Below are 22,757 nucleotides of genomic sequence, written 5' to 3' on the forward strand. Positions count from 1 at the left end.
TGAATGAAAGCGGGGTGGCGGAAGCCGCCCCCGATTCTGTCTGGGTCCCTTGCAAAGCACAGATGTCCGACCGGCCCATCATATCCGTGCACAACCTCGCCAAGCATTATGGCGGCGTCATTGCGCTCGACGATATGAGCCTGGCGGTGGAACGCGGCACCATCCACGCCGTGGTCGGTGAGAACGGCGCCGGCAAGTCGACCCTCATGAAGGTGCTGGCTGGTGTCGTCAGACCGGACAGCGGAACCATAGAACTTGACGGCACCATTGTCGCCATCGACGGACCGAACGCCGCACGCCAGCACGGCATTGGCATGGTGTACCAGGAGCTCAGCCTCTTTCCGGAGCGCTCGGTTCTGGCCAATTTGTTCGTCAACCGCGAGCCGGTGCGCCGCGGCCTCATCTCCAACACGGTTATGGAGGAACGATGCCGGCCGCTTCTTGACGAATTGGGGCTTCATGTCGACGTGAGGGCACCGGTCAACCGTCTGAGCATAGGTGAACGGCAGCTTGTCGAACTGTGCCGGGTGCTCCTTGAAAATCCCCGCCTGCTCATCCTGGACGAGCCGAATTCGGCCTTGAACCAGCGCGAGACCGAGAAGCTGTTTGCGGTGCTGAAACGCATCCGCGAGCGCGGCATCACCATGATTTACGTTTCGCACCGGCTGGAAGAGGTTTTTTCAATCTGCGACCGCATCACCATAACCCGCAACGGTCGCGATGTGCTGACCGGGGATCGTTCAGCGCTTACCATTCCAGAAGTCATCGAAGGCATGATCGGACGCCAACGCGAGGCGCTGTTTCCGCCCGCTCTGCCAGCCAGAGCCGGAACTGCGAAAGAGATCGCCGTCAGCGGGCTCGGCGGCGGCAGGCTGCGTCAGATCGATTTCACGGCTCGGTCGGGCGAGGTCGTGGGTTTTGCCGGGCTCGAGGGATCCGGCATTTCAGACCTGCTCGATATCCTGTTTGGATTGCGCAGGGCGCGCAGGGGGGAGGTCCGCTTTCCCGACGGCCGTGGACTGCCAAAAAATCCGACGGATGCGGCCCGCCGCAATGTCTGCCTGGTGCCGGCAGACCGCCGCCGCAACGGTCTGATGCTCGACAAGTCGATCCTGTTCAACATTTCCAACATCGTGGTGGGCGCGCGAGACGACGGCCCGTCATGGTTCTCGCCAAAAGTCGCCCTGGGCCGCGCTGGCCGCCAGATCGAGGCTTTGCGCATCAAAGGCCGACCGCACGCGCTGACGAATTCGCTGTCGGGCGGCAACCAGCAGAAGGTCGTGATCGGGAAGTGGCTGGAGATAGGTCCGCAAGTCTTTCTGCTGGACGATCCGACGCGCGGCGTCGACGTCGGCGCCAAGCGAGAAATATACGGCCTCATCCGTCAGATGTCCGCCGATGGCGGCATCGTGCTGTTCAGCTCGACCGAATTGCCTGAACTCATCGGTCTCTGCGACCGCATCGTGGTTGTCTATCAGGGGCGGTTGGCAGCCATTGTTTCCTCGGGCGCCATGGACAGCCGTTCCATCCTCCATCTTGTCAACACGGGCGAGATGCCGGGGAGGATTCGAAATCCGCAGCAAGAGACGAACAGGGCATGACCGAAGCCGACCGCACAGAAACAATCGCTCCACGGCTCCAGGACGGTCCGAAGTGGCGCTTTCGTATGCCGGAGGAGATCGGCGTGATCGTCGCCCTTGCCGTCATGATGGCGGTGATCGGCGTTGCCCGGCCGCGTTTCCTCAATCCGATCAACCTGTTTTCGCTGCTCGGCAACACGACGTTTCTTGGCATGCTGGCGATCGGCATGGTGTTTCTGCTGGCGATCCGGGAGATCGACCTCTCGGTCGGCTGGATGTTCAATTTCTCGGCGGTGATTGCAGCGCTTCTGATGGTCGCGGGGTTCGACCCGTGGCTTGCGGCGCTGGCCGGCATCGTGTTCGGGGCCTGTCTCGGGCTCGTCAACGGTCTGATTGCAGTTACGCTGCGTCTGCCGTCGATCATCGTGACGCTTGGCACCTATTCGATGTTCCAGGGGCTGTCGCTGGTGGTCAACCACGGCAGGGCGATCGTACCGTCCGACCAGAGCAGCAGCTTCTTCTGGGTGATTTCCTATAAACTGTTCGGAGTTCTGCCTGTGGCGGCGCTGGTGTTCGTGCTGCTGGCGATTGCAATGCACATTGTGCTTCACCGCACGCGTTTCGGCTACCGTGTGCAAGCGGTCGGCAGCAATCCGGAAGCCGCCACGCACGCCGGCATACCGACGGCCCGGGTGCGCCTTCAGACCTTGGTGCTGATGGGCGCGATATGCGGGCTATCGGGCACAATGTATCTCGGTTTTCGCGGCGCCATCGATCCGAATGAGGGCAGCGACTTCGTCCTGGTTGTCATTGCCGCCGTCATCATCGGCGGCACGCCGCTGTCTGGCGGGCACGGCACGATCATCGGCGCGGTGATCGGCATGATGATCATCCAGGTCATCTCGAGCGGGTTGATCTTCTTTGGCATCGATGCGACGTGGAGCACATTCGTGACCGGAGCGGTGACCGTGCTTGCCGTCTCACTCGACCGATTGATCAAATATCATCGAACGCGACGTGCGGAGCTGCGGCGAGAATCCTTGCACGGTTGAGGGTGCCCAGGCACACGCGATTTTCAATTGGCGTTTCGAGGCTGGCGTCGCTCGGGCAGTTCCTTGGCTGAGTGCCCCATGAACGAATTAATCGCTGACCGGCCGGCAAGAGCCACCGAGAATGAGGTGCGTCGGAAAAGAAATCCGTTGCGCTGGCCGATCGGCTTGGCCGCCCAGCCGTTCAAGAAGAAGCAGTGCTGCCGTACGTCCTATCTCCTCGACCGGGCGGTCGATAAGCGTGATGGGGCCGGGATAAAGCATGGCCACATCGGAGCGGTCGCATCCGATAAGGGAAATATCGTTCGGCACCGAAACGCCTTGCTGTTGGAGGGCACGCAACACGCCGACCAGGATACGATTGCCTGCCGCTATGATGGCTGTCGGGCGTTCGCGCATCTGGAGCAGGGCAGTGGCTTCGCGGAAACCGAAATCAGCCGACAGGCTTTGCGAACGGATCAGATGCTCAGGCACGGCCAGCCCGCTTTTCTGGAACGCCTCGACGAATCCGCGGACGCGCTCGCGTCCTGGCCTTATGTCCTTGCCCGCCGTGATGATGGCGATGCGGCGATGACCGAGCTCGATCAAATAGCCGGTCGCCTGCCTCAAGCCCGTCGCGTGCTCGGTCAGCACCGCGTCGATCTCCAGCGGTATGTCGCGGTCGAGAAGCACGGAAGGCACGCGCAATTCCTTGAGCCGCTTGATGGTGCGCGGATCCTGTTCGTTGTTGATCGTCAGTATCATGCCGTCCGCGCGGCCGTGCTGGAGCATGTCGATGGCCGCGGCTTCGTCCGATGCCCGTCCGTTGGTGCTCATGAGGTAAAGGGAGAAGCCGCGCTCGCGCATCTGCGAGTCGACCGCCTTGAAACAGCTCGCATGCCACGGATTGGCGATATCATCGATGACGAAGCCCACCGTCATCGTGTTGCGGCGGCGCATGTTCTGCGCGCGTGAATCCGGTTGGAAACCAAGGGAATGGATCGCGGCACGTACCTTGCCGAGGGTTCCCGGCCGCACGGTATCAGGAGCATTCAGGCTGCGTGAAACGGTTCCGACAGAAACGCCGGAGACACGCGCCACGTCCCGAATTGTCGCCGGCTTGTCGATCCCTTTTCTCACCGAGCCCCCGTCAATACCGGTCGAACCAGACAACCATTTAACTGCCCAGTCTTGTTATAGAACTGCATAGTAGCGCGACGGCGACTTTGACGACAAGCGGGAAGGTCGTGCTTTGCGCTTGACCTCCGAAAGCCAAGCCCTTATTTTTGGAAACGTTTCGAAAAACGAGCGTTTCAATGTCAAGCTCCCTCAAAATAGAACGCATAGAATGCATTCCGCTCTGCATGCCGCTGCCACGTACCTTCAGGGGCAGCAACTATTTCATGACACACCGCTGCACAATCATCACGCGCGTCTACACCTCCGAGGGAATCATCGGCGAGGTCTACAACGGCGATGAGTTCGAAACCCAGGCGGAAGTTGTCAAGATCATCCTGGATGAGATCCAGCCGCTGTTGGTCGGCAAGGATGCCTTCAATATCGAAGGATGCTGGGAAGCGATGCGCAAGCCGAGCTACAATATCCTGCGCGACCGCAAACTCGCCATGTGCGCGCAGGCCTGCGTCGACAGTGCGTTGTGGGACGCTGTCGGCAAGGCGCTCGACACCCCTCTCTACAAGCTGTGGGGCGGCTATCGCGATGCGTTGCCGGTCATTTGCATCGCCGGATACTATGAGGAAAACAAGACTCTGGCGGATTTCGGCCGCGAGATGGAGCAGATACGCGCCGACGGATACGGCGGCTGCAAGTTCAAGGTGGGCGGACGGACGCCGAAGGAAGACGCCGAGCGCGTGCGCACGGCGCGCCAAGCCGCGGGCGAGGATTTCGCGCTTCTTGTGGACGCAAACCAAGGCTGGAGCCTGCGCGACGCGGTTGCGTTTTCGCGTTACGTGTCCGACCTCAACATCCGCTGGTTCGAGGAACCGGTCCGCTGGTACAACGACCGGCTCGACCTCGCTGCGGCGCGTAGCCAGACCGGTATTGCGATTGCGGCTGGGCAAAGCGAGATCAGCCGCGCCGGTTGCCGAGACCTGATGATGGCCGGCGCGATCGACGTATGCAATTTCGATGCGAGCTGGGGTGGCGGGCCGACCGAATGGCGCCGGGTCGCGGCCTTGGCGTCATGCTTTACGGTGGAGATGGGGCATCACGAGGAGCCGCAGATTTCCGCGCACCTTCTGGCCTCCATATCCAACGGGACGTATTTGGAAACGTTTCATCCGGATCGCGATCCAATGTTCTATGCACTTGTGGCGAACCGGTCGAAATTCGACAACGGCGTCTACAAAGTGCCGCAGGGCGCCGGTTTCGGGCTTGTCCTCGACCAGAAGACGATCGGCAAATATAGACTCTGAGCCCGTTCAGCTCCTGTCGATGACTGAAATGCAGTCGACGTCACCGATCTTGCTGGTAACTCAAGGCCATAGCATACGACCGTACGTGACAGCCGTCAGGCCGCTGCTTTTTCCTTGCGCCGCTTCTGTTCAAGCTGCGTGATGTCGGTGGCGAGCATCTCGACGTGCTCATAGTTGCCCACCCTCAGCGGCTCTGTCAGCATGCCCGCGGCGACGACATAGACAAGGTCGGCTGCTTCATAGACTTCCAATACTTCCGTGCAGAAGATGATGACCGTATTGCCTGCATCGGCATAGTCGCGCAGCAGCCTGTAGATCTCGGCCTTGCTGTGAATATCGACGCCGCGCGTCGGCTCCTCCAGAAGCAACAGTTTTGGGGCACAGTGCAGCGCCTGGGCGATCGCGACTTTCTGCTGGTTGCCGCCCGACAGGGAACGGATGCCTTGCGTCGTCGTGCGGGTCTTGACCAGGAAACGACGCACTGCGTCCCTCGCCATGTCGCGCATCTTGCGCTTCTTCAGCGTGAGGCCGAACCCAGCGATTTCCGGATAGCCCAGCCGCACGAGCAAGTTCTCGCCGACGGAAAAATTGCTGTACAGGCTAAGCTGGCGCGTCGCCGGCACATAGGCGGTGCGATGCCGCAAGGCCGAGGCCGATGCCTCGCCCTCGATCTGCATCGTCCCCGTGCATCGCTCCAGCCCTGCAAACGAGCGGATCAGTTCGCGCGAGCCGGATCCTTCGACGCCCATCAGTGCGATGATCTCGCCGGCCCTGCCTTGCATCGATATGGCTCGGAATGCCTTGGGATGGGTCCAGTCGCGGACCGAAAAAAGCGTTTCGACCGTCGGGGAGCCGCTCGGGCGGCGGGCGGCAACGGCGTCGACAATGGCTGCGTCTGTCACCAACTGCCGCGCGATCGCGTCTTCCGTAAGCGCGTCGCCAGAAAGTATCGCCCTAACCTTGCCGTCACGCACGATCGCCACTCGGGTGCAATGCTCGACGAGATCGCCCAGACGGTGCGTGACGAGAAGCACGATCCTTCCGGTGCCGGCTAGCGCGCGCATCTCCCCGAAAAGCTGGTCCGACTCGTCTGCTGTCAAGGCGGAATTCGGCTCGTCGAAAAGGAAAACACGTGAATCGCGCGCTACCGCGCGGGCGATCTCGGTGCGTTGCTGGGTGGCCAGGGAACAATCGGCCAGTTGTCGGTCCTTCAGCCGACCGATGCCGAGCGCATCCATCACCTTGGCGTCGGCCGAACCGAGGCGCGGACGCGCGGAATTGGTGCCTTCGCGGCCAACCATGACGTTCTCCGCCACGGTCAGGTTGGGAAAGAGCTGCGGTTCCTGGTGCACGACGGCGACGGCATGCCAGTCAACCGAAGGGGACCATGGCCGGCCATCGAAGGTCAGCTTGCCTGCATCAGGCTTCTCCTCGCCGGCGATGATGCGCACCAGCGTGCTCTTTCCCGCGCCGTTCGGCCCGGCGATGCCAAGCACCTCGCCGGGCAAGATATCGAGATCGATGCCGTCGAGCGCGATCGTGCTGCCGTAGCGCTTGGTAATCCCGCGGATGCTGATGCCTTCTGCGTTCATGCTGCGCGGCTCTTGCGCAACTTGGTCAGGAAAAGGTCGAGCGCGACCGCGCCGATCGTCACCGCGCCGAGGAATATCTGTTGCACATGCGGACCGGGAGAGAGCAGGGCGAGCCCGATCTGAAGCTCCGCCAGCAACAACGCGCCGCCCAGGGTGCCGATGATCGTGCCCTTGCCGCCGCTGAGGCTCGCCCCGCCGATGATGACGGCCGCGAAAACCGGAAATGTCTGCGACAGGCCGATATCGGGCTGGCTGGTCTGGATGAAGGAGAAGTCGAGGACGCCCGCGATAGCCGCAAGGATCGAGCACAGAATGAAGGCGAGGATCTTGTAGCGCCTGACCGGCAGGCGGGCGAGTTTACCCGCCTCGGGATTGCCGCCGATCGCCATCAGCCGGAAGCCGAACAGCGAGCGGTGCAAAAGGAAGCCAACGACAATTGCGATGCCGAGCATCCAGAAGATTTCCACCGACAGGCTGTATTTGCCGACGTTTTGGGTGAGCCCGATGAAGAAGTTCAGTTCGCCCTGGTCGACATTGCCTCCCGGCGGCGGATAATTCGGGTTGAATGTGCCGGTGTTGCTGATCCAGAGCGACAGCCCGTAGAGCAGATTGTAGCTGCCCAATGTGACGATGAAGGACGGGATTTTCAAACCCGTCACCATGAACCCGTTGAACAGTCCGACCAGGATGCCGACGCCGATTGCGATCGGGATTGCCAGGTAGACCGAAACACCCCACAGGATCCACACGACCGCCAGCGTGTTTGCCGCCAGCCCATACATCGCGCCGAACGACAGGTCGATTTCGCCGACGACGATGACCAGGGTCAGTCCCATCGCCATGATGGCGACGGAACTCATGGCTCTCAGCACCGAGACGGCGAGATTGGGATTGGCGAAGTTCGGATTGATAAAGACGAAGACGAGCGCGACCACGATAACGGCGGCAAACAGGCCGCCAATACGCAACGCCGCATCGATGGTCGCCTTTCCCGCAGCGGAAAATCCTTGGCGCCGCTCGGCTGGCTGCGTGGTTTCGCCTGAATGCATCCGTACCTCAAAGATTTTGTTGCCGCAGCGGCTGCGATATGACCGTGAGCCAGAATCGGACGGGCCGCAAGACGCGGGCCCGTCCTGTCGGTGCGGTCGCTATTTTTGCGACATCGTGGTGTCGAGTTCCTTGCGCGCCTGCTCCACGCCGTCCTTCATCACCGCCTTGAGCGTCTGCGTGTTGGGCAGGATGACGCCATTCTTCAGGAATTGCGCGCAGGCCGGCGCACCGAAAGCGGCCTGATCGGGCCAGCGCTGGTCGAGTTGGGCGACCTGGATGCCTTTCTCGATCGCGTCGAGCTGCCCTTTGGACGAATTCCAGCCAATCGTGAAGACCTTTCCTGTCAGGCCAAGGCTCTCGATCGCTCGGTCGGCATGTTCGGCGCCGATGTCGACGTTCTCAATGAACTGAACGTCCGGATTGGCTGTCAGAAACGAGCGGAAGACATCGAATGTCTTGCCCGGCTCATAGCTGGTGTTGAGGCCATTGGATGCCGACGTCACGAATTTGGCGTCGGGGATCGCGGCTTTGATGCCGTCCTCAAAACCTTTCATGCGGCCCTGCGCCCAGAATTGCGTCGGGTCGCCGCCGGAAACCGCGAAGACCTTGATGTCGGACTTGTTGTTGTCCTTGATCCACTTCAGCACGGTTTCGGCTGCGGTATGGCCTTCCTTGTCCGGAATCTGGGTGAAGTTGGTGAATTCATGCCCGCGCGACGTAACGCCGGCTGTAAAGACCGGAATGCCTTGATCCATCAGCTTGTTGGTGATGGCCGTCATCGCGTCCGAACTGACGGGCTCGATGCCGATGCAGTCGATCTCGCCAGTTGCAAGCTTGGCCTCGATCTGGCTGACCTGCTGATTCGGGTCATTCTGCACCGGCGCGATCGCCGAACACTCCATCGGATAGATGTCCTTGCCCATCTTGCAGCCCATGTCGAAGCCCGCTTTGTACTGCGGCGAGAACAACGGAATGCCCGAGGCCTGGTAGGAGAAGACGTAATTGATCGACTCGCCTTTCTTGATCTTCTCGGCGATGCGGTCGGCGAGCTTGAAAGTGCCCCAATCCCGCTTCACTTCGAACGGGGCTCCTTCGACCTTTTCGCCTGTTGACGGGATCTGGCTTTCGCTGGCGTTCTGTGCGAACGCGGTCGCTGCGACTGCCAGAGTGGCGCAGCTTGCCGCTGCAAGCAACATATGACGATATGAAATACCCACTTCTTCCTCCCTGTTCTTGATCTCTTGGCGACGAGGCTGCTTTCGCGTCGCTACACCAACCCCAAGACCTTCTCGCTGCGGTAGCCCTCCACAACGTCTTCAATGACTTCGATGCCGAGCCCGGGACCCGTCGGCGGATAGACCCAGCCATCGACGTGTTCAAAGGGTTTGGTGACGAGATCGTGCTGCATCGGATTGCGCAGCGGTTTGAACTCGAACAGCTTGCACGATGGCGAGTTGAACGAAATGGCGAGGCTGGCCGCCGTCACAATGGCCGATGACCAGGCATGGGCATTGGCCTGGCGGCGGTAGAATTCGCAGCGCTCGGTCACCTTCTTGAAGCCGGTGATGCCTTCGGCCCGGCCGGGATCGACGCCGATCACATCCACCGTTCCGGTCGCGATGACCCGCTCGAACTGTTCCAGCGTCCATTCGCGTTCGCCATAAGCGATACGGGTTGTCGTCTTGGAGCGAAGGTTGGCATAGCCCTCGGGATCCCAGGCGCCGAGCGGTTCCTCGATCCAGGCGAGATTGTATTCCTCCATCGCCTTGGCGCGGCGCACCGCATCGGTGACATCCCATTTGATGTTGATGCCGTTGTCGATCATCAGCATCTTGTCGCCGAGCACCTCGCGCATCGCCTTGACGTATGCCACATCGCGCTTGTGGTCATAGCCGAGGTTGGCGTTGCCGCGCTTGCCGAAGCCCGTCTTCAGCCCCTGCAGTCCCGTCGATACCCATTCGGCCGTCTCTTCGGCCATCTCTTCGATGGATTCGTAATGCGCATGGCATGAGGCGATCGCCGGCAGCCGCTCGTGGACGCAGCCCCCCAGCAGGTCGAGCACGCTGCGGCCCAGCGCCTTGCCCTTCAGATCCCACAATGCGATGTCGATCGCGGCCGTGGCGTAGGAGGCGATGCCGCCATGATAGCCGTACCACCAGGCCTGCTGCTTGTTCTGCCGCCACAGCGCCTCGGTCTGCACCGGATCCTTGCCGATCAGGTTGGGCGCCATGCCTTCGATGATCGCCTTGGCGGCAAAATTCGCTTCGGGGAATTGGGTAATCGATTCACCCCAGCCGACCTGACCGTCATCGGCGGTAATCTTGGCGAGGCACAAATGCCGCAGCGCGTTGAAGTCGTTGGGTTCCGGGTAGCTGACCGGAATGGCTTCGATCCTGGCGATCTTCATGGTGGGCCGGTCCTTATCCGATCGCGCCGCGGAACAGCGGCATGCCTTCGACGCCGAGGCTTACTTCTATGAGGTTTCCGGTCATCGCGGCGCCGCTCGTATCGAACGGCCCCATGTCGCAGCAGAACAGCTTGCCGCCCTTGCCAAAGCAACAATTGAGGATGGTGCCGCCGGTTTCCAGGAACTCGACGTGCCTGCCGTCCCTGGAGAAATGGTCGACGCCACCGGCCGCCACGGCGGTGATCCAGAAATCGCCTTTCTCATCGATCTTCAACCCATCAGGAATGTGTCCCTCCGGCATTTTGCACAACAGCGATTTGCTGCCGTCGGGTTTGCGGCGAATGACGTTCAACGTGTAAGATTCGACCCAGACGATCGAACCGTCCTTCTCGACAACAATGCCGTTCGGATAGACGTGATCGAGCTCCTCGAGGATCCTGGCGACGCCGTTCTTTTCGATGACCACGATCCGGCCCGGATGCGGCTTGTCGGCCTGGTTCCAATCGCCTGAATCAGTGAAGTAAAGCCTGCCGTCCGGACCGAAGCTCAGGTCGTTCGGGCCGTCGAACTTCTTGCCGTCGGCTTCCGTCACGAGAATTTCGACTTTCCCGTTGGGCAAGGTCTTCTGGATGGATGGCGGTCTGTGCACCGGCGCGACCCACGAACCGACATTCGGGGTCTGCGTCGAATAGACTGCGCCGTCGCTGCCCAGCATGCAGGCGTTCGGGCCGCCGCCGACAAAGGCATATTGCCCTTGCTTGCCGGTCTTCGGGTCCCAGACTCCGATCTCGCTGGCGTAGGTGTTGGCGTAGATGACGCGCCCGTCGTCAAGTTCGTAGGGACCTTCGGGATGCCCGAGCCCCTTGGCCCGGATGACCTGCGGTTTCTTCACGATTCTCCTCCCTTCACCAGGTGACCATTCCGCCGGTGAAATTCACCGCCTGGCCGGTCATGTATGACGCCGCATCCGACAACAGGAACCAAATGAGGCCTGCGCACTCGTCAGCCGTCGCCGCGCGGCCCAGCGGCACGGCGCGGGTGCGAGCGCTCTCCAGTTCCGCGATCTCGGCTTGGCGCAGCTTCGACACGCCTGCCAGCACGTGATCTTGCATCGGCGTGTCGACAATGCCCGGGCAGATTGCATTGACCCTTACAGGTCGCGATGCCAGCGCATAGGCAAAGGAGCGGGTAATGGAGGTAATAGTCGTCTTGGAAGCCGCATAGGCGGCGACCTCGACGGTTGCAGCCAGTTTCGCGGAACTCGAAGACAGGTTGACGATCGCGCCGCCCGGTTTAAGGCGCGGGCCGATCTGCTGGCAGAGGAAAAAAATCGACTCGGCGTTGACGGTCTGAATCCGCCGCCAGTCTTCAAGGCTAACGTCGAAGATCGACTTGATCAAAATAATACCGTGCGAGTTCACCATGTAGTCGAAACCATCGGCAGCCTCGGCAAGACGGGCGCGGGCATCGGCATCAGACAGGTCGATCGTCAATGTTTTGCATCCGGCGGATTTGACATCGGCGAGCTTTTCTTCGTCGATATCGACAGCAATGACGTCAATGCCTTGTCGCATAAGCCGCAATGCGGCGGCCTTGCCGATGCCGCTGCCGGCTCCGGTCACGACGCCGCGACGATTTCGCGCTGGCGAACCCATTCAGACGTCCTACCTCCCAGCGGCCAACCCGCGGCAGCTTCAAACCACGTCAGGAAGAAGGTGCCGTGCGATATCCCTCGAACTATATTGAAACGTTATCAAGACATGCAAGCAATTTCTGTCCGGCTCTCAAACGCGGGCTCGACGGATCACGTTCGCTTGAGCATATCCCTTTCGGCGATTTCGCCTTGAGCCGACGAAAATAGCCGCAAAATGCAGTATTCAGTCGCGGCTTCGCCAATATTCTGAGACTTTGACGCGCATGCCGGTCGAGAGCGGCGCGCCCCCTTTTCTTCCAAATCGTGCGGCAGGGGACGCTTGCAAAGAGGCTAAGTGGTGACTATGAATTGAAACGATATTTTCCCAAAGGGGCCCGATCGCCGTGGAGAATTGAGGATCATGTCATCGGCCAGAATCGCGGTTATCGAAGGAGACGGCATCGGCAAGGAAGTCGTACCCGAGGGACGTAAGGTCCTTGAAGCAGCGGCGCATGTTTTCGGGCTGGATTTGCGTTTCGAGGCGTTCGACTGGGGTTGCGACCATCACGCCCGCTTCGGGCGGATGATGCCGGAAGCCGGCCTCGACAAGATCGCCGGGCATGATGCGATCTTCCTCGGCGCCATCGGTTGGCCAACCGTGTCCGACGTGGAATCGCTGTGGACGTTGCTGATGCCGATCCGACGCAACTTCCAGCAGTATGTCAATCTGCGGCCCGTGCGGCTGTTCGGCGGCGTGCCGTCGCCGCTGGCACAGCCCGGCGTGATCGACTTCTACATCGTGCGGGAAAACAATGAGGGCGAATACTCCGAGATCGGCGGCCGGATGTTTCCCGGCATGGATCAGGAGATGGTCATCCAAAACACGGTGCTGACCCGCTTCGGCTGCGATCGCGTGATGCGCTTTGCCTTCGACCTCGCCATGAAGCGCAAACGCAGGCTGACCTCCGCAACCAAATCCAACGGCATCATTCACACAATGCCATTTTGGGACGAGAGATTCCGTGCCGTCGCCAAGGATTACCCCGCGGTCGCGACCGAGCAATTTCACATCGACATTCTGGCCGCGCATTTCGTCGGGCGCCCATCGCGCTTCGACGTGGTGGTGGCAAGCAATCTGTTCGGCGATATCCTGTCGGATCTCGGCCCGGCGGTGACCGGAACGATCGGCATTGCACCTTCCGGCAACCTCAATCCGGAGCGCAGGTTTCCATCCATGTTCGAGCCCGTGCACGGCTCAGCGCCTGACATCGCCGGCAGGAACATCGCCAATCCGATTGGCCAGATCTGGTCGGGCGCGATGATGCTGGACCACCTAGGGGCGACCGAGGCCGCTGCTGCCATCGTCTCGGCGATCGAGCGGGTGCTTCTGTCAGGCGAGAACCTGACGCGCGACATGGGTGGCACGGCCTCGACCAGCGCGCTGGGCCAGGCCATAGCCGATGCCGTTTCAGCCCACCCCGCGGAGACGCGTCGCCATGGCTGAACTGCCCTTCGTCGATACGCATTTCCATCTGCACGACATGAAGCACCGGCAGCTTCGCTATGGCTGGCTTGAACCCGACGCGGTTCATGGCTTTCTGGCTGACACCGATCCACTGAAATCGCAGCATTATCTCGTCAAGGACTACATCGCCGAAATCCGCTTTTCCAACGTGCCCAAGGCGGTGCACGTTCAAGCGGCGGTCAATACGCCCGATCCGGTGGTCGAAACTGCCTGGCTGCAGGCTTTTGCCGACCAGACGGGCTATCCGCACGGCATCATCGCGGAATGCCATCTCGCCCGACCCGACGCGGCGAGCGTGCTCGACCAGCATCTGAAGTATCCGAATGTGCGCGGCATTCGCAATTTTGGCGACGGGCGCTACCTTGTCGATGCCGCCTGGCGGCGCGGCTTCGCCGAGCTCGGCTCCCGCAATCTGGTTTCCTGCATCGACACGCGGGTCGAACTGGCCGACGACATTCTGGACCTCGCCCGGGCCTTTCCGGACACGCAGATCTGTATCGACCATTGCGCGATTCCGATGGGCCGCGATCAGGCGAGCTTCCGGCGTTGGCGCGGCGCAATGGACGTGATGGCGAAGTCATCCAATGTCACCATGAAGATCTCAGGGCTGGGCATGGGCGATCCGCAGTGGACGGTCGAAACCATCCGCCCTTACGTGCTGGGCAGCATCGAGGCGTTCGGCGCGGACAGGGTGGTCTTTGGCACGAACTGGCCGGTCGACCGCATGTTTAGCTCATATCCGGATGTCATAAACGCCTATGCCGAGATCATTTCCGGCTTTCCGAAAATCGAGCAAGCAGCGATGTTTTCCGGTAATGCAGAGCGGCTGTTCAGGATTTGATGGCACGATGAGCCAAACCGCCCATACAATAGAAGCGGTGCACCACATCGGCATGACGGTGGCCAGCCTTGAAACCGCGCTCCGCTTCTGGGAGGCATTTCTGGGCAAGCCCGCGCGCTGGACCACCGTGCTCGACAGGCCTTATCTCAGCCGCGTCGTCGGTTATCCGAACGTCGCCATCAACGCGGCGTTCATCGACCTGCCTGGCGGTGGTGTGATCGAATTGCTCGATTATCGGGTTGCCGGCCGGACGGCGAATGCGGACGCGACCGCCAACCCCGGCAACGTGCATCTTTGCCTGAAAGTCGCCGATGCGCGCTCCACCTGGCAGCGCGCTGTCGATTGCGGCGCGAAGCCGATCTCGCCGGATGGTCCGGTGGCGATCGACGGCGGCCCCAACATCGGCGCTGAGGCGGCTTATCTGCGCATTCACGACGGCATTACGCTGGAACTTTTCCAGGCACCGAGGAAGGATCGATCCGCATGATCAAGCGCATCAGTTTCCTGCGCCGCAAGGAAGGCATGAGCCAGGAAGATTTCTTCGCTCACTGGACAGGGCCGCATGCCGATATCGTGCGCCAGATGCCGGGCCTGCGCGGGCTTCGCTTCGGCCGCGTGCAAAGCTGGACGCCGGCGGAGGATGCCTGGGACGGCGTCGGCGAGATTTGGTTCGACAGCGTCGAGGACGCGCTGAAAGCCTTCGCCACCGAACCATTCAAGAGCCTCCTCGTCGAAGATCGGAAGAAATTCACCCGCGAAATACAGGCATGTTTCGTCACCGAGCAGACGGCGGTGCAACCACCGGCAATTGGCTGAAGGACGGCTCCATGGCTTTCAACATCGGTTCCGGGCTTGAAGGCAAAAGCGTCGTTGTCACCGGCGGCAGCGGCGGCATAGGCCGCGAGGTCTGCCTGGCCTTCGCTGCCGCCGGATCACGCGTCGCGGTCGTCGATCTCGATCAGGGCAAGGTCGATGCGGTCGCTGCCGAAATGGAAGCCGGTCCGCATCTTCCGATCGCATGTGACCTGAAGCCGATCGCACATCACAAGACGCTGATAGAAAAGGTCGTGACCGTGTTCGGCGGCATCGACGTCCTGGTCTGCACGGCTGCGGTCCTGATCCGCCGGCCCAGCGTTTTCGACGTGAGCGAGGCGGACTGGGACCTCCAGCATGACGTCAACCTGAAAGCATCCTTCTTCCTGAATCAGGCGGTGGCGCGGGTCATGAAGGACCAGGGAAGGGGCGGCCGCATTATCAATTTCACCTCGCAAGGCTGGCAGAGTGGCGGTTTCGGCGGCTCCGTGGCGTATGCCGCCACCAAAGGCGGCGTCGTGTCGATGACGCGCGGACTGGCGCGGTCGCTCGCCAAGGACAAGATAACCGTAAATGCGGTATCCCCGGGCGCGGCCGACACGGCCATGATGCGCTCCGGAATGGATCAGGCGGCGCTCGACGCGCAAGTCGCCCAGATACCGCTTGGCTACATGGCCGCGCCGTCGGAGCTGGCAGGCACGGTGCTGTTCCTGGCCTCAGACCATGCCGGCTACATTACTGGCGCTACCATCAACGTCAGCGGCGGCTGGCTGATGTACTGACCGGCGACCGCAAGAAGGCCAGGCCCAGATCAGAGGAGGATGAACCGTGTCAGGATCGCTTTCGGGAAAAGTCGCGGTCGTCACGGGCGCGGGGCGCGGCATCGGCGATGCCATCGCGGGCCGACTGATTGCCGACGGCGCAAAAGTCTTTGCGCTGGACAAAATGCTTCCAGACGAGCCGCGCAGGGGCGTCACTTACATCGAGACGGATGTGACCGATCCGGCCAGTGTGGGCGCTGCGTTCAAGGCCGTCGACGACAATGCGGGTCAAGTCGACATCCTCGTCAGCAACGCCGGCATCCAGCGTGTCGGCCTGGTCGGCAAGATATCGTTCGCCGACTTCTCTTCGGTGATCGCCACCCATTTGCACGGCCTCTTCCTGTGCGCCTCGGAAGTCGTACCGCGCATGGTCGAGCGCGGCGCCGGCGGGGCGATCGTCAGCATCGCATCCACCGCTGCTTTCGTCGGCCTGCCGGGGCGGGGGCCTTACTGCGCCGCCAAAGCAGGTATTCTCGGACTGACGCGCGCGCTGTCGCTTGAAGTCGCGACCGCGGGCATAAGGGTCAATGCGGTGGCCCCCGGCTTCACGCGCACCAAGTTCATAGAGCAGGGTTTGAAGGATGGCTCCTTGCAGGAAGACTGGATGGTGGCCCGTGTACCGATGAAGCGGTTGGCGCGGACCGAGGAGATCGCCGAGGCCGTCCGGTTTCTTGCCGGCGACGAGTCGTCCTACATGACGGGCCAAACGGTCGTGGTTGACGGTGGCTGGATCGTACAAGGTATTCCCGAGGCGCCGACCTGGCTGCAAACGCCAGCCTCATGATGCCGGCAAAGCTAAATCTTGCGGAATATTGCATCGGCCGCGCGGCTACGGCGAGTCCGGGCAAGACCGCGCTTCTTGTCGTGAGCGACGCCGACAGGCCGCAGGATGCCGAGCGTTGGACCTATGCGGCGCTCGATCTTGCCGTGCGCCGGGTGGCGGCAGGTCTTCTGGCGGAAGGTCTTTCGCCCCGCGATCGTATCGTGCTGCGGTTGCCGAACACGAGCGACTATGCCCTGCTGTTTCTTGGCGCGATGGCGGCCGGCCTGGTGCCGGTTCCCATCTCGGCACAACTCACCGGCAGCGAAACGGCGTTCCTTGTCGGCGATTCCGGCGCTGCGGCGATGGTCGAGACATCGTCGCTGGCCTCCGCAACCGCTCCTTCCGCATGCAAGGTTCTGGATGACGCGGCCTTGATACGACTGAAAAATACAGCGGAGCCGGCTGGCTTTGCCGATACCGACGCCGAAGCACCGGCGTACATGATCTATACGTCGGGAACGTCCAGTCGGCCCAAAGGCGTCGTCCACGCGCACCGCACGGTTCTCGGGCGAAAATCAATGCACGTCGACTGGCAAGGCCTTTCGGCATCCGATGTCATGCTGCATGCCGGCGCCTTCAACTGGAGCTATACGCTCGGTGTCGGGCTCCTCGACCCTTGGGCATGCGGCGCCATGGCAGTGCTCTACAACGGTCCAAACGACATCGCGGTCTGGCCGAAGCTTATCGATGCCGTGGGCGCGACGCTGTTTGCGGCAGTGCCTTCGCTGTATCGCCAGATGCTGAAATATTGCAGCTTGCAGCCAGGATGTCTGCCGACGCTTCGCCACGCGCTTGCCGCCGGCGAAGCGCTGAGCCCGGCGGTCCTCCACGGCTGGTACGCCGCCACAGGCAAGCAACTGTATGAGGCTTTCGGGATGAGCGAATGCTCGACCTTCGTGTCCAATCATCCGGGCATGCCTGTCAGGCCCGGCAGTCCCGGCAAGCCGCAAGCCGGACGACCGATCGCGGTGTTGCCGCTGGACGGCGGCGTGGAGCCCGTTGCTGCCGGCGAGACAGGTTTGCTTGCCATTCACCGCAGCGATCCCGGTCTGATGCTCGGCTATTGGCAGCGGCCCGAAGAGCAGCAGGCTGTGTTTCGCGGTGATTGGTTTGTCGGCGGCGATCTCGCCGCGTTCGATGACGACGGTTATCTCTGGCATCGCGGGCGTGCCGACGACATCATGAATGCAGGGGGCTATCGCGTGTCGCCGCTGGAGGTCGAGGCCGCGCTGGCTGGATGCGCGGGGGTTGCCGAGATTGCGGCGGCTGAGCACCATGTGCGGAGCGACGTTACCGTGATTGCCGTCTTTGTCGTGCGTGACGGGGACAGCAGAACCACAGCCGATGACATCATGGCGATCGCCGAGCGGCGCCTTGCCGCCTATAAACGGCCGAAACAGGTGTTCTTCGTCCCGAGCTTGCCTCGCAATGCCAATGGGAAGCTCTTGAGGCGCCAGCTTTCATTGGTGGTGGCTGGCGGTTGATCTTCCTGGCATAAGCCAAACATCAGCTTTCGGCTTTGGAACTGGTGGCTGCAAAGCGGTCGAGCACCGCCTTCGTATCCGCGTCGAATGGACGTCCTGCATGGCGCACGCGGCCGGGCGTCTTCGAAAATCCTGCGACGACGTTTTGCATTGCAACGCCGTCAACCTGCGTGATCATGTTGCGGGCGCGATAATGCTCGTCGGCAAAAATATCCTTCATGTCGAGCACCTTGGCGATGGCTGCGTCGACACGGCGGAACTCGCGGATCACTTCTTGCGAGGGTCGCGACGCCACCCAGTCGGCGACGTAGACCTCGAGCGCTTCGCGATTGCGGCTCCGGCCCTGGAATGTCGAGAAGCGGTCGTCGCTGCCCAGACCAACCAGCGCCAGCACCCGTTTGGCGATCGAGTCGGCCGAACTGGAAATCGCGACCCAGACGCCATCGGCGCATCGGTAAGTGCCGCGCGGCACCGTGTAGGGAATACCCGAGCCAAGCCGCGGCTGCAGATAGCCCATATGCGCATAAGCCGACGGTAGTGGACCCATGATCTGGAACATCGAGGTCAGAAGGTTGACGTCGATCGTTTGTCCCTCGCCCGTGCGCTCGGCGTGGCGGAGCGCGGCCAGCGTGGCGAAGGCGCCGACCAGGGCCGTCACCTCGTCGGTCAGCGCCACCGGCGGCAGCAGCGGCTGGCCGCCTGCCTCACCCAGCAGATTGGAAAATCCGCTCATCGCCTCGGCGATCGTCGCAAAGCCCGGGTGCAAGGCATAAGGCCCGTCCTGGCCGAAGCCGGTCACGCGCAGCACCACCATCTTCGGATTGCGCCGCTGCAATTCGTCCGGGCCGAAACCGAGCGCTTCGAGCTTGCCCGGGCGCATGTTCTCTATCAGCACGTCGGCGCCTTCGAGCAGCGACCAAAGATTGCGCTGTCCGCTCTCGGTTTTGAGATCGAGCGAGACGACCTGCTTGTTGCGGTTCACCAGCTTCCAGAAATACGAATCAGTCTCGTCCGGGCCGGTCCAGCCCATGCGACGGGTCGGATCGCCGTTGGGGCCTTCGACCTTGATCACTTCGGCGCCGTAGTCGGCCAGGTATCGCCCGGCACCCGGTCCGGCGACGACGGTGGCCAGTTCCACGACGCGTATGCCATCAAGAGGCCCGGGCGTCTCGCGCGCCGGTTCGGGATCAGCCTTGTCCGTCATGCGATCGCTCTCCGCCGCCGACACTTCCATGCAAATGCGTTTTGACCCATGCGTTGCGCATCAGGTTTCGGCCGCCGCCGAAGCCGTCCGAGCGCGACCCGCCGGCCGGCCGGCGCGCATCGGCAAAAGCACGGCGCGGGTGAATGTGCAGACCTTTGCCCGGTCCTGGTTGAAGCCATCGGTGCGAACGGTGAGAATGCCTTCGCCGGGGCGGGAGGCGGATGGCCGCGTCTCAAGTATCTCGGTCTGGCCGTAGAGCGTGTCGCCATGGAACAGCGGCTTGAGATGCCGAAGTTCGCTGACGCCGAGATTGGCGATGGCGCGGCCGGAAATGTCGGGCACGCTCATCCCCAGCAGCAGCGAATAGATGTAGGTGCCGACAACGATGTTGCGGCCCTCGGCCATCTCCGTCTCCGCGAAGCGCCGGTCGATATGCAGTGGGCTGGCGGCCATCGTCAAAAGACAGAACAGATGGTTGTCCGCCTCCGTGATGGTCTTGCCCGGCCAATGTTCGAAAACATCGCCGGTCCGGTAGTCGTCGAGATACCCACCGAACCTTTCGTCGCGCGCGGAGTGAATTTTCGCCATTTCAGCCCTCGAGCACCAAAGTCGGCGCGCCGGTCCGGACGTCGTCGCCGACCTTGATCAGGATTTCCGCAACGGTGCCGGCGAACGGGGACGGGATTTCTACCTGGGTCTTGTCGGTCTCCACCACGAACAGGGTCTGGCCTTCGTTGACCTTGGCACCGACCTGGACCTGAATTTCGTTGATCACCACCTCGTCGACCGCGTCGCCGACTTTGGGCATTTTGAGCGTGGAACGCATTATCTGATCTCCATCAAAACATTGCCAAAAGGAGGATTTTCGCCGATCGAAACTTTGCCCCGGAGACGGAAGACGGCGTGCAAACCGCGACCGCCGGCCGTAATTCCCAGCAAAATCGGAATGGCTTTCCTCCCTATCACAACGCCTTGCCCGTGCTGCTATCGAAAAGGTGGACCCGCTCGCCGTCGACGACGAGTTCGAGGCTGGTTTCGCGTGCCGGCACGCGGCTGGCTCCGACGCGCAGCACGAGAAGCCGGGCGTCGATACGAACCAACTCCGCCGGATCGACAACCGCGCCGCGGGCGTAGTCGTCGGCTGTCCGGATGATGACCGAGGTGCTTGCGGGCGATACCGCGATGAACGATTCCGGCTCCAGTTGTTCGACCAACTCGACCTTGGCCGGAATGCCGGCACCGCTGCCGGCAGGCTGCCAGGACAAATGCTCGGGCCTGATGCCAAGTATGACGGTGTCGCCGGCCGCAAGCCCAGGTTCTTTCACCTTTGGTCGCACGCCGACCTGCCGATCGCCGATAGATACAACGAGAGCATCGGCTCGCGTCTCGATGACCTTTGCTTCGAGGAAGTTCATGGCAGGGCTGCCGATGAAGCCGGCGACGAATATGTTGGCCGGTGCGTGGTACAGCGTGTGCGGCGTGTCGTATTGTTGCAGTGTTCCGCGCGAGAATACAGCGACGCGGCTGCCGAGCGTCATCGCCTCGACCTGGTCGTGGGTAACGTGGATCGTCGTGACGCCAAGCCTTGTATGCAGACGCGACAGCTCGGCCCGCAATTGCACGCGCAGCTTGGCGTCGAGGTTGGAGAGCGGCTCGTCAAGCAGGAACGCTTCCGGATTGCGGACGATGGCGCGGCCCATGGCGACGCGCTGACGCTGGCCGCCTGAGAGCTCGCGCGGCTTGCGGTCGAGCAAGTCCGACAGGTCGAGGATGCGGGCGGCTTCGGCAACCCGTTTGTCGATCTCCGACTTCGGCGTCTTGCGCAGTTCCAGCGCGAAAGCGATGTTCTCGCGCACGGTCATCTGGGGGTAAAGCGCATAGTTCTGGAAAACCATCGCGATGTCGCGATCGCGTGGCGACACGTCGTTCATGGTCTTGCCATTGATGCTGATCTCTCCCGACGTGACCGATTCAAGCCCGGCGATCATTCTCAGCAATGTGGATTTTCCGCAGCCGGAAGGTCCGACGAAGACAACAAATTCGCCGTCGCGTATTTCCAGGTTGACATCCTTCAGGGCCTGCACCGGGCCGTAGAGCTTACCAACCTTGCGAAGACCGATCGACCCCATCCAGAAACTCTTCGTCGCCTCAAAATTGGTGCCGCGATCCCGGTTGGACCGCGCGCCGATGATGCCGAACCGGTACCTGAAACAAAGGCCGAAAAATACCCTTGGACCCGTGAACGGAAGTCGAGACTAGGCAATCGCGAAAACTATGTCAATCGTTTGACTAATGGCAATCAATCGGTTGACCGAGCAAAAATGCGTCGTTATGGTGGCGGCAAATTCCCGGCTCGGCCGGGCCCTTGGGAGGGGATGGAATGCCTAGTCATTCTACTGTTGTCGACGTCAGCGTAGCCACCATTCAGGCTCAGCTGCCGGCGCCGGTGATTTTCGGCGACTGGGTCATGAAGATGCGTGAATTCGCCACGGTGCGAATACGCACGTCGTCGGGGCACGAGGGGTGGGCGTTCACGCTGACGCGCGACGGCGCCGTCGCCGAGCAGATCCGCAAGAGCATCGCTCCGGTCTATGCCAGCACCGACATCGCCGACCGCGAAGCGACCTTCCGGACCGCGAAGGGACGCACCTACGGTTCGCATAGCGCCGGCGTTGGCCTGCGGGCGCTTTCGATCGTCGACCTCGCCGCCTGGGACGCGGCCGCGAAGATCGCCGACAAGTCGATCGCCGAGTTCCTCGGCGGCAAGGTGAAGCCGATGCCTGCAACCTGCATCATCGGCTATCCGCCCGCGATCATGCCGCCGGACAAGACCGGCGCGCAGGCGGCTGATTTCTATGCCAAAGGATGGCGACGCTTCAAAGCCCCGATGGCGGCTACCTGGGAGCTGTCGGCCGCGCGGCTGCGCGCGATACGCAAGGCGGCGCCCGATGCCTGGCTCGGCACCGATCTTGTCTGGATGTTCAAGACCGTCGACGAGGCAGCCGCCTACGCCGACAGCATCGCCGACATCGACATGGGCTGCATCGAAGACATTTTCCCGCCCGGCAATGCCGGCATGCTCGCGGCGCTCCGCAAGCGCGTTCCCATGCCGATCTGGCAGGGCGATGAACAAGGCGGCTCCTACTACCCGGAAGCCCTGATCATGGCTGGGTCCGTCGATCGCGTCCGCGTCGACCTGACCTGCATGGGGGGTATCACCGGCGGCCGCGCCGTCATCGACGAGTGCCTCGCGGCGGGCGTCGATTTCGGCCCGCACATGTTCCCGCATACCCACAGTCAGGTGTTCAGCGCCTGGGGCTTCGACGACAAGCCGATCGAATGGGGCGTGCCGTGGACAGGGGTGCACCCTTATGACGATGCCCTCGCGCAGCCGCAGATCATGGCAGGCGGACTGATGAAGCCGCTGCCGCAGGGGCCAGGCTTCGGCAAGATGATCGACAAGGCGTGGTGCCTGAGCCAGCCGCACCAGGATCCAGACAACATCCTGCAGTAGGAACGCA

General features: G+C 61.9%; 22 protein-coding genes. 11 read left to right on the plus strand and 11 right to left on the minus strand.

All coding sequences use genetic code 11. From position 1 onward, the window contains the following. Positions 1–14 precede the first annotated feature (14 nt). Positions 15–1,601 (plus strand): sugar ABC transporter ATP-binding protein, encoded by a 1,587-nt coding sequence (locus tag FJ417_RS17135; RefSeq protein WP_140784291.1) that lies wholly within the window; start codon positions 15–17, stop codon positions 1,599–1,601. Further along, positions 1,598–2,632: an ABC transporter permease gene (locus FJ417_RS17140; RefSeq protein WP_140640501.1), complete on the plus strand. Its 1,035-nt coding sequence runs from the start codon at positions 1,598–1,600 to the stop codon at positions 2,630–2,632. Before FJ417_RS17135 ends, FJ417_RS17140 begins: the two co-directional genes overlap by 4 nt. Positions 2,633–2,719: 87 nt before the next feature. Here the strand turns inward: FJ417_RS17140 and FJ417_RS17145 are convergent, their stop codons facing one another. Further along, a complete protein-coding gene (locus FJ417_RS17145) occupies positions 2,720–3,781 on the minus strand; it encodes a LacI family DNA-binding transcriptional regulator (RefSeq protein WP_140640499.1) in 1,062 nt (353 codons plus the stop codon). Positions 3,782–3,894: 113 nt separating this feature from the next. Between FJ417_RS17145 and FJ417_RS17150 the strand changes: the two genes are divergently transcribed. Continuing rightward, positions 3,895–5,043 carry a mandelate racemase/muconate lactonizing enzyme family protein gene (locus FJ417_RS17150; protein WP_246687482.1) on the plus strand — a complete coding sequence of 383 codons (1,149 nt, stop codon included), beginning with the start codon at positions 3,895–3,897 and terminating at the stop codon, positions 5,041–5,043. A gap of 95 nt (positions 5,044–5,138) precedes the next feature. On the opposite strand, the gene FJ417_RS17155 is transcribed toward FJ417_RS17150, so the two are convergent. From FJ417_RS17155 to FJ417_RS17180, 6 genes are all read right to left on the minus strand, one after another. After that, complete coding sequence (locus FJ417_RS17155; protein ID WP_140784292.1) at positions 5,139–6,635, minus strand: sugar ABC transporter ATP-binding protein; 1,497 nt, start codon at positions 6,633–6,635, stop codon at positions 5,139–5,141. After that, entirely contained in the window at positions 6,632–7,684 is a 1,053-nt protein-coding gene (locus FJ417_RS17160; RefSeq protein ID WP_140640493.1) for an ABC transporter permease, read from the minus strand. The genes FJ417_RS17155 and FJ417_RS17160 overlap by 4 nt, the downstream gene beginning before the upstream one ends. A 99-nt stretch (positions 7,685–7,783) precedes the next feature. Continuing rightward, positions 7,784–8,761, minus strand: coding sequence for a sugar ABC transporter substrate-binding protein (locus FJ417_RS17165; RefSeq protein WP_181175572.1), 978 nt, complete (start codon positions 8,759–8,761; stop codon positions 7,784–7,786). Between the two features lie 191 nt (positions 8,762–8,952). Beyond that, complete coding sequence (locus FJ417_RS17170) at positions 8,953–10,092, minus strand: mandelate racemase/muconate lactonizing enzyme family protein (RefSeq protein ID WP_140640489.1); 1,140 nt, start codon at positions 10,090–10,092, stop codon at positions 8,953–8,955. Positions 10,093–10,105: 13 nt separating this feature from the next. After that, positions 10,106–10,984 (minus strand): SMP-30/gluconolactonase/LRE family protein, encoded by an 879-nt coding sequence (locus FJ417_RS17175; RefSeq protein WP_181167040.1) that lies wholly within the window; start codon positions 10,982–10,984, stop codon positions 10,106–10,108. Positions 10,985–10,997: 13 nt separating this feature from the next. Then, positions 10,998–11,747 (minus strand): SDR family oxidoreductase, encoded by a 750-nt coding sequence (locus FJ417_RS17180; RefSeq protein WP_140652723.1) that lies wholly within the window; start codon positions 11,745–11,747, stop codon positions 10,998–11,000. 399 nt (positions 11,748–12,146) lie between these two features. Here FJ417_RS17180 and FJ417_RS17185 point away from each other — a divergent pair, with 399 nt between their 5' ends. From FJ417_RS17185 to FJ417_RS17215, 7 genes are read left to right on the plus strand one after another with little or no spacing between them, the layout of a single operon-like run. After that, positions 12,147–13,229, plus strand: a complete 1,083-nt coding sequence (locus tag FJ417_RS17185; protein WP_281405337.1) for a tartrate dehydrogenase — start codon at positions 12,147–12,149, stop codon at positions 13,227–13,229. After that, positions 13,222–14,091, plus strand: coding sequence for an amidohydrolase family protein (locus FJ417_RS17190; RefSeq protein WP_181167039.1), 870 nt, complete (start codon positions 13,222–13,224; stop codon positions 14,089–14,091). The genes FJ417_RS17185 and FJ417_RS17190 overlap by 8 nt, the downstream gene beginning before the upstream one ends. A gap of 7 nt (positions 14,092–14,098) precedes the next feature. Continuing rightward, positions 14,099–14,578: a VOC family protein gene (locus tag FJ417_RS17195; protein WP_181183242.1), complete on the plus strand. Its 480-nt coding sequence runs from the start codon at positions 14,099–14,101 to the stop codon at positions 14,576–14,578. Next, entirely contained in the window at positions 14,575–14,907 is a 333-nt protein-coding gene (locus FJ417_RS17200) for an EthD domain-containing protein (RefSeq protein ID WP_140640479.1), read from the plus strand. The genes FJ417_RS17195 and FJ417_RS17200 overlap by 4 nt, the downstream gene beginning before the upstream one ends. Positions 14,908–14,918: 11 nt before the next feature. Next, positions 14,919–15,686 carry an SDR family NAD(P)-dependent oxidoreductase gene (locus FJ417_RS17205; protein ID WP_181183243.1) on the plus strand — a complete coding sequence of 256 codons (768 nt, stop codon included), beginning with the start codon at positions 14,919–14,921 and terminating at the stop codon, positions 15,684–15,686. A 46-nt stretch (positions 15,687–15,732) separates the two neighbouring features. Further along, positions 15,733–16,509 carry an SDR family NAD(P)-dependent oxidoreductase gene (locus FJ417_RS17210; RefSeq protein WP_140784296.1) on the plus strand — a complete coding sequence of 259 codons (777 nt, stop codon included), beginning with the start codon at positions 15,733–15,735 and terminating at the stop codon, positions 16,507–16,509. Further along, on the plus strand, positions 16,506–18,032 hold the full coding sequence (locus FJ417_RS17215) for a class I adenylate-forming enzyme family protein (RefSeq protein ID WP_140784297.1): 1,527 nt from the start codon (positions 16,506–16,508) through the stop codon (positions 18,030–18,032). The genes FJ417_RS17210 and FJ417_RS17215 overlap by 4 nt, the downstream gene beginning before the upstream one ends. A 22-nt stretch (positions 18,033–18,054) precedes the next feature. On the opposite strand, the gene FJ417_RS17220 is transcribed toward FJ417_RS17215, so the two are convergent. From FJ417_RS17220 to ugpC, 4 genes are all read right to left on the minus strand, one after another. Beyond that, on the minus strand, positions 18,055–19,236 hold the full coding sequence (locus tag FJ417_RS17220; RefSeq protein ID WP_140652734.1) for a CoA transferase: 1,182 nt from the start codon (positions 19,234–19,236) through the stop codon (positions 18,055–18,057). A gap of 60 nt (positions 19,237–19,296) precedes the next feature. Then, the gene (locus FJ417_RS17225) at positions 19,297–19,824 is read right to left on the minus strand and encodes a MaoC family dehydratase (RefSeq protein WP_140784298.1); all 528 of its coding nucleotides are present in this window, start codon (positions 19,822–19,824) and stop codon (positions 19,297–19,299) included. 1 nt (position 19,825) lies between these two features. Further along, the gene (locus FJ417_RS17230; protein ID WP_140640466.1) at positions 19,826–20,062 is read right to left on the minus strand and encodes a biotin/lipoyl-containing protein; all 237 of its coding nucleotides are present in this window, start codon (positions 20,060–20,062) and stop codon (positions 19,826–19,828) included. 136 nt (positions 20,063–20,198) lie between these two features. Beyond that, entirely contained in the window at positions 20,199–21,365 is a 1,167-nt protein-coding gene (gene ugpC, locus FJ417_RS17235; RefSeq protein WP_140784299.1) for a sn-glycerol-3-phosphate ABC transporter ATP-binding protein UgpC, read from the minus strand. Between the two features lie 251 nt (positions 21,366–21,616). Here ugpC and FJ417_RS17240 point away from each other — a divergent pair, with 251 nt between their 5' ends. Continuing rightward, on the plus strand, positions 21,617–22,750 hold the full coding sequence (locus tag FJ417_RS17240) for an enolase C-terminal domain-like protein (RefSeq protein WP_140784300.1): 1,134 nt from the start codon (positions 21,617–21,619) through the stop codon (positions 22,748–22,750). Positions 22,751–22,757: the final 7 nt, after the last annotated feature.

The sequence above is a fragment of the Mesorhizobium sp. B3-1-7 genome (assembly GCF_006439385.1).
GTDB lineage: Bacteria > Pseudomonadota > Alphaproteobacteria > Rhizobiales > Rhizobiaceae > Mesorhizobium.

Excerpts from the sequence above, each read along its gene's own strand:
- FJ417_RS17205 (WP_181183243.1), top strand. The coding sequence starts at position 14,919 with ATGGCTTTCAACATCGGTTCCGGGCTTGAAGGCAAAAGCGTCGTTGTC.
- FJ417_RS17190 (WP_181167039.1), top strand. The coding sequence starts at position 13,222 with ATGGCTGAACTGCCCTTCGTCGATACGCATTTCCATCTGCACGACATG.
- FJ417_RS17220 (WP_140652734.1), bottom strand. The coding sequence starts at position 19,236 with ATGACGGACAAGGCTGATCCCGAACCGGCGCGCGAGACGCCCGGGCCT.
- FJ417_RS17240 (WP_140784300.1), top strand. The coding sequence starts at position 21,617 with ATGCCTAGTCATTCTACTGTTGTCGACGTCAGCGTAGCCACCATTCAG.
- FJ417_RS17230 (WP_140640466.1), bottom strand. The coding sequence starts at position 20,062 with ATGCGTTCCACGCTCAAAATGCCCAAAGTCGGCGACGCGGTCGACGAG.
- FJ417_RS17225 (WP_140784298.1), bottom strand. The coding sequence starts at position 19,824 with ATGGCGAAAATTCACTCCGCGCGCGACGAAAGGTTCGGTGGGTATCTC.
- FJ417_RS17160 (WP_140640493.1), bottom strand. The coding sequence starts at position 7,684 with ATGCATTCAGGCGAAACCACGCAGCCAGCCGAGCGGCGCCAAGGATTT.
- FJ417_RS17195 (WP_181183242.1), top strand. The coding sequence starts at position 14,099 with ATGAGCCAAACCGCCCATACAATAGAAGCGGTGCACCACATCGGCATG.
- FJ417_RS17200 (WP_140640479.1), top strand. The coding sequence starts at position 14,575 with ATGATCAAGCGCATCAGTTTCCTGCGCCGCAAGGAAGGCATGAGCCAG.
- ugpC (WP_140784299.1), bottom strand. The coding sequence starts at position 21,365 with ATGGGGTCGATCGGTCTTCGCAAGGTTGGTAAGCTCTACGGCCCGGTG.
- FJ417_RS17215 (WP_140784297.1), top strand. The coding sequence starts at position 16,506 with ATGATGCCGGCAAAGCTAAATCTTGCGGAATATTGCATCGGCCGCGCG.
- FJ417_RS17185 (WP_281405337.1), top strand. The coding sequence starts at position 12,147 with ATGTCATCGGCCAGAATCGCGGTTATCGAAGGAGACGGCATCGGCAAG.
- FJ417_RS17180 (WP_140652723.1), bottom strand. The coding sequence starts at position 11,747 with ATGGGTTCGCCAGCGCGAAATCGTCGCGGCGTCGTGACCGGAGCCGGC.
- FJ417_RS17140 (WP_140640501.1), top strand. The coding sequence starts at position 1,598 with ATGACCGAAGCCGACCGCACAGAAACAATCGCTCCACGGCTCCAGGAC.
- FJ417_RS17155 (WP_140784292.1), bottom strand. The coding sequence starts at position 6,635 with ATGAACGCAGAAGGCATCAGCATCCGCGGGATTACCAAGCGCTACGGC.
- FJ417_RS17170 (WP_140640489.1), bottom strand. The coding sequence starts at position 10,092 with ATGAAGATCGCCAGGATCGAAGCCATTCCGGTCAGCTACCCGGAACCC.